Here is a 5,281-nt window from a genome sequence, read left to right as displayed (position 1 = left end):
ATCCTCAATTTTCTGCCGTCCTCGCTACGGGGTCGCCTAGACGGGCGCTATTCTCAGACAGCCTCCTAGCCCGAAGTTTTTCAGGGCAGTAAAGGCATCAGCGACCTGCTGCAGCTCCAATGGTGTTTTTGGTGAACGCCTTAATCCACGCCATTGCCTGCTCGCCTTCGGCCATACTGCCCATGATGGCGTTCAGCTGTACTTCCAACCGTTCAAATCTGATCCCCGGTATTTAATACCCCCTGCATGGCTTTTTTTATGGCGTAAAAGCCCACGCTGGTGAGTACCAGGTTGCGAATACTGCGGCCTAAACTGGCAAAGCGGTTTTCGGTCTGCTGACTGGCTTTGCCCATGGTGCGTAGCCGGGCAGTGACTTTGGTCAGGGCTCCCCTGGCTAAATCCCGAGCCCGGATAACGATATTGAGTACGCTGTTATTGCTGGCCATGGTTTGGGTTCCTGTGTGGTTACCCGGTCAGCATGGGGGAGAGCTATTAGCAGGAAATTTCCGTAGATGGAACTTTTTTGCAAACTTAGGTTCTAAAAGAGAAATAAATAAAATTTAAGGATAATCTTATGCCAACCAATATTTCAAATAATCAAACAGGTTTATTGCCCACAGTTCTACCGCAATCAGTAGAATCAACACCAAGTCAACAGCTACAACCTGGCAATTTCAACTGTTTGTCAGTTGAGGTGATTCAACGTAACGCAAATGAACCGACTCAGCCCAACGCTCCCCAACTTGAGCAGACATGCCATAATACCAACAAATCTATCGATCAAAGGACTATTGAAGATTTAAGGTGTCGAATTCAATTCAAGAATATGGAAGCAGTAGCGCATGCAAGTGAATATGAGGAGTTAAAATCAATTTACAACTCAGGCAGGTTTGATAAATTTTATGAACATTATGCATATGACCAAAGCTCAGGGTTTGTTAATGATTCAAAGCGAGTAGATATAAAACATATCTTTGCAATTATGAAGCTGGGTAACGCAACCACTAAATACAAAGATGAAATATACACAATGTATACAGGCTTATTTGAAAATGGGGATGTTTTTCTTATTGCGCCTCGTGAAGCCTATAGGATTGAAGAAGATCCAAATAATCCCAACAAAGTGTTATTTAGTGGAGATCCATTTTCTTTAGGTCTTGATGCCATTTATTCGGGGAGGACTTTTGAGGAAGTAAAGGAACTAATAAGCAAAGTTCATAATAACACTCCACTATCAAACCACATCTCTCATATTCTTGAGCATGAATATAAGTAAGGCGCTCTAAAGCGCCTGCACCACTTTCATAAACTGGGACAGCCCACTGCTGGTGATGCTGCTGTCCCTCAATACTTCAAATTCCATTGAATCCTCGGCAAACTCATCACTGATAAAGGGCAGCCCCTGTACTGGTGAAAACTTCAAGCGGTGCATGGTAATGCTCACCGGTTTTCCGGACTGCGCTTCGTTTATGCCGTCAAAGAACAAAGCAAACTTAACCGCTTGAGGTAAATTTTGCCTTTGCCAATGTAGGAGCGATCTTGTGTGTTCAGTTCCTTCTGTGGTTCATGGTCTGGTCAGGGTCTGTTCCCAGGAGATGCCCCATAATGCTATCCCCTTTCGGTCTATCTCTCCGACTGACCCGCTGACCATGTTCGGCGGTTATGCCCAAGGTGACGCCCCGGTTCGGTCTGGCGGTGGGGTTCCGGTAAATCAGCGAGCAATGGTTGCCCCAGATGCGTTCCAGTTGCATCTCATGGCCGGGCCGGGCGCTGTTGTAGTAGGCTGCACCGGTCAGGATCTCATCGATCTCCAGCAGCTCCCTGACAAACGATAGAGGTACCAGTCCATCCTCGACTATTGTGCCGTTAAAGGCTTTGACGATGCTCGGGTTACGGCGCAGTGCCACGGCCACTTTGCGGCTGATTACCATCACATTGGGTCGCTTGATGGGCGTTTCCAGTGCGTCGGTCAATGTCACCAGCGGCTTGCTGTCGGCATGATCCCACAAGTCGGTACCACTGAGAGTCTCTTTGCTGGTGTGTTTTCCAGGCTTGAAGATATGAATCCCTTTCATGCCGTTCCTGTCGATGGATGTTTCTGGTGATGGTGTAATTCTGGTGGGTGGTTGAAATCCTCAACATACAGAAATTTTCTTGTCTCTTACCACGCAGTATGAACGGCGACTGTTGTTCATCAATGACCTCCCATCGGGTTATTCATCCACCCAATTGGGCAGTTTTTCTGCTGCCCTGGATGCTGTTGTTAGTGCTTGATATGAAAGGGCACGTAGTCATTTCGGTGCCACTTGGGTATTTCGCCGGGCTTATATGCCTGAGGATGGCCATGTTCAACTCGGTTACCCATGAACCGGTGCGGGTCTCCAATTCTTTCAGCTCGTTCGGGTGTCGAGCGCCCTGGTTCACATCCTGTTCAATCATCAGGTAAATCTGTTTATAAAGTGTCATCAATTGGCTGACCTTTTTCTCTATCCGGTCTTCCATGTCTTTTAGGCTGCTGAATTTCCACCCACAAAGTCTTTAAATTCCGGATCTGCCAGCACCTCTGGCCGGTAAAAAGTTCGGCGTCCCTGATTGAATGCCTGATCCTACCCGCCCGGGTTATAGTGCTGCAAACTTTCCAGATCTAACTTCAACTTTTCTAAGCTGTTATTCTTCTATGGCTTATCAGACACGGTGGCTGTTTTTAAGTTCCTGTCAAGTTTTAGTGGCTGTATAAGTGGCTATTTTCTTGAAAAATGAACGTCAGTACTGAAATATAGTGTAACACCGACTACTAATCTACAATGCTATATTACTCTTATAATTGTAACAAAACTGTCACTATTTAAGGCTATGGTCGTTTTGATACAAACTTAAAAAAAAGGCTCGATTCTATGTCTGGCAAAACAATTCTAATTGTGGATGATGAAGCACCCATCAGAGAAATGGTCGCTATGGCTCTGGAAATGGCTGGCTACCAGTGCCTGGAAGCAGCTGATGCAAAACAGGCACACTCACTGGTGGTTGATAACCGACCCAATTTGATCCTTCTGGACTGGATGCTACCCGACATCTCTGGTATCGAACTGGCCAGACGACTTAAGCGTGACCAGCTGACAGCAGAAATTCCGATCATTATGTTGACTGCCAAAGGGGAAGAAGACCATAAAATCCAGGGACTGGAAACCGGTGCGGATGATTACATCACCAAGCCTTTCTCTCCCCGTGAGCTCGCTGCCCGACTCAAGGCCGTGCTGCGCAGAACTCAGGGGATGGACGAACAGTCGGCTATCGTCGTCAAAGGACTTGAACTCGACCCTGTCAGCCACCGGGTCAGTATTGATGGCAACCCCGCCGAAATGGGACCAACGGAATACCGGCTGCTGCAGTTTTTCCTGACTCATCAGGAACGTGCCTATTCCCGTGGACAGTTGCTTGATCAGGTCTGGGGTAGCAATGTGTATGTTGAAGAGAGAACGGTGGATGTCCATATTCGCCGCCTGCGAAAAGCGCTGGGCAATGGCTATGAGAATTACATTCAGACCGTCAGAGGTACTGGCTACCGTTTTTCCACTAAAGCATAGAATGCTGTTCAGGAATTTTACCGGGAAAAATGAAAGTGCCTTCAGAGATGTTTTTCCCATCATCGCCTGATGACAGCAGGATTATGGTCAGGTTCCATCACCATAAGCTAAACAAACTCCGGAATTACCTGTGACTACCTCCATCCGATCCTTGTTTACTGGTCGTATAGTGTCAATTCTTGTAATTGGGCTGCTTGTAGGCTGGCTGGCTGACCAGATTTTTCTGGTGCTTTTTATTGCCACATTATTCTACCTTCTCTGGAGCCACTATCAACTTCACCAACTGCTGATATGGCTTGATGAGGCTGCCCATAAAGCGCTGGATCCCCCCGAAAGCTCAGGCGTATGGGGGGAGATTTTTGACGGTATTTATAGAATACAGCGAAAACACAACCGCTCAAAACAGCGACTCACCAGCCTGATAGAACGAATGCAGGAGTCAACGGCAGCATTAAACGACGGAATCGTCATGACTGACCAGAGTGGCTCCCTTGAGTGGTGGAACCGTGCCGCTGGCGAGTTACTGGGCCTGCAAATGCCCGATGACCAGGGGCAGCCTCTGACAAACCTGGTCCGAAGCCCCAAATTTGCCAGCTATATGGAAAATAGCCACGGCAAAGAGCCAATCAAGATTGATTCCCCCGTTCACGAGAGCCGACAGCTTCAAATAGACATTACCGTTTATGGTCAGGGCAATCGACTTCTATTGGTCAGGGATGTCAGTCGGTTGCATCAACTTGAAACCATGAGAACCGATTTTGTTGCCAATGTTTCCCATGAATTGAGAACGCCACTGACGGTCATTTCCGGTTATCTGGAGACCATGAGTGATGGTATGGCAATGAATCCGGATACACCGCCCATCTTTAAACGTGCTCTTGACCAAATGCAGGAGCAGGCATCCAGAATGCAGCGACTGATTGAGGACCTTTTGTTACTTTCACGTCTTGAAGCAACGGAACCGGAAAGAATAAGTCAGTCAATTAAGCTTAAGCCTCTGCTTACCGGTATCGTTAACGACGCTAAAGCATTGAGTGGCGAAAATCAGCACCAGTTACAACTCAAGTGCGAAGATGATGCCTCATTAACGGGTGATGCAGTGGAGCTGCGCAGTGCCTTTTCTAACCTGGTTTATAACGCTATACGCTACACCCCGTCTGGAGGAAAGGTGCAGGTGAAGTGGTGGCAGGATCAGGAAGGTGGACACCTGATGGTTCAGGACAATGGTGTTGGCATTGACCCTGTTCACATTCCAAGACTGACTGAACGTTTTTACCGGGTCGATAAAAGCCGGAGTCATGCAACAGGGGGTACCGGCCTTGGACTGGCGATTGTAAAACATGTTTTATTAAGGCATGAAGGTCGTATAAGTATCAGTAGTCATCCGGGAAAAAGCAGCCGTTTTATATGTCACTTTCCCTTATCGAGAATCAATCAAGCCAGCGTCGTCAAAGTCCAGAAGCCTGTTGAACACGTTCTTTCCGGCAAATGATTATATAAAACCGTATTTGCCAAAAGAAAATCATGAAAATAAAAAAGGGTCTGAAAGACCCTTTTTTATACAGAGCGAATAAAACTTATACCAATTCCGCCTTCTGAATATGATAGCGAGCAAGCCATTTTGGACAGCTGGGCAAGGCGCAATGACGAGTAATAGCAGGGCTATTGCGAGGAATTCCAACGAAGATCCAGCTGTT

Annotated in this window: 7 protein-coding genes; 3 read left to right on the top strand and 4 right to left on the bottom strand. The window is 47.1% G+C overall.

The features are described from left to right. Positions 1–212: 212 nt before the first annotated feature. Positions 213–446, bottom strand: a complete 234-nt coding sequence (locus KDK15_RS03100; protein WP_257293905.1) for a hypothetical protein — start codon at positions 444–446, stop codon at positions 213–215. A gap of 128 nt (positions 447–574) precedes the next feature. On the opposite strand from KDK15_RS03100, the gene KDK15_RS03095 reads away from it, so the two are divergent. Continuing rightward, complete coding sequence (locus tag KDK15_RS03095; RefSeq protein WP_257293904.1) at positions 575–1,276, top strand: hypothetical protein; 702 nt, start codon at positions 575–577, stop codon at positions 1,274–1,276. Positions 1,277–1,282: 6 nt separating this feature from the next. On the opposite strand, the gene KDK15_RS03090 is transcribed toward KDK15_RS03095, so the two are convergent. From KDK15_RS03090 to KDK15_RS03080, 3 genes are all read right to left on the bottom strand, one after another. After that, entirely contained in the window at positions 1,283–1,444 is a 162-nt protein-coding gene (locus KDK15_RS03090) for a hypothetical protein (protein WP_257293903.1), read from the bottom strand. A gap of 103 nt (positions 1,445–1,547) precedes the next feature. After that, on the bottom strand, positions 1,548–2,075 hold the full coding sequence (locus tag KDK15_RS03085) for a hypothetical protein (protein ID WP_257293902.1): 528 nt from the start codon (positions 2,073–2,075) through the stop codon (positions 1,548–1,550). Positions 2,076–2,217: 142 nt separating this feature from the next. Next, positions 2,218–2,502, bottom strand: coding sequence for a hypothetical protein (locus KDK15_RS03080; protein ID WP_257293901.1), 285 nt, complete (start codon positions 2,500–2,502; stop codon positions 2,218–2,220). A gap of 392 nt (positions 2,503–2,894) precedes the next feature. Here KDK15_RS03080 and phoB point away from each other — a divergent pair, with 392 nt between their 5' ends. Together phoB and phoR are read left to right on the top strand one after the other, a co-directional pair. Beyond that, positions 2,895–3,584 (top strand): phosphate regulon transcriptional regulator PhoB, encoded by a 690-nt coding sequence (gene phoB, locus KDK15_RS03075; protein WP_257293900.1) that lies wholly within the window; start codon positions 2,895–2,897, stop codon positions 3,582–3,584. A 169-nt stretch (positions 3,585–3,753) separates the two neighbouring features. Then, positions 3,754–5,076: a phosphate regulon sensor histidine kinase PhoR gene (gene phoR / locus KDK15_RS03070; RefSeq protein ID WP_257293899.1), complete on the top strand. Its 1,323-nt coding sequence runs from the start codon at positions 3,754–3,756 to the stop codon at positions 5,074–5,076. Positions 5,077–5,281 lie beyond the last annotated feature (205 nt).

It is taken from the genome of Endozoicomonas sp. YOMI1, assembly GCF_024606345.1.
Taxonomy (GTDB): Bacteria; Pseudomonadota; Gammaproteobacteria; order Pseudomonadales; family Endozoicomonadaceae; genus Endozoicomonas.
Note: the sequence above shows the minus strand (reverse complement) of the source record. Positions and strands in the feature narration are given on the sequence as shown.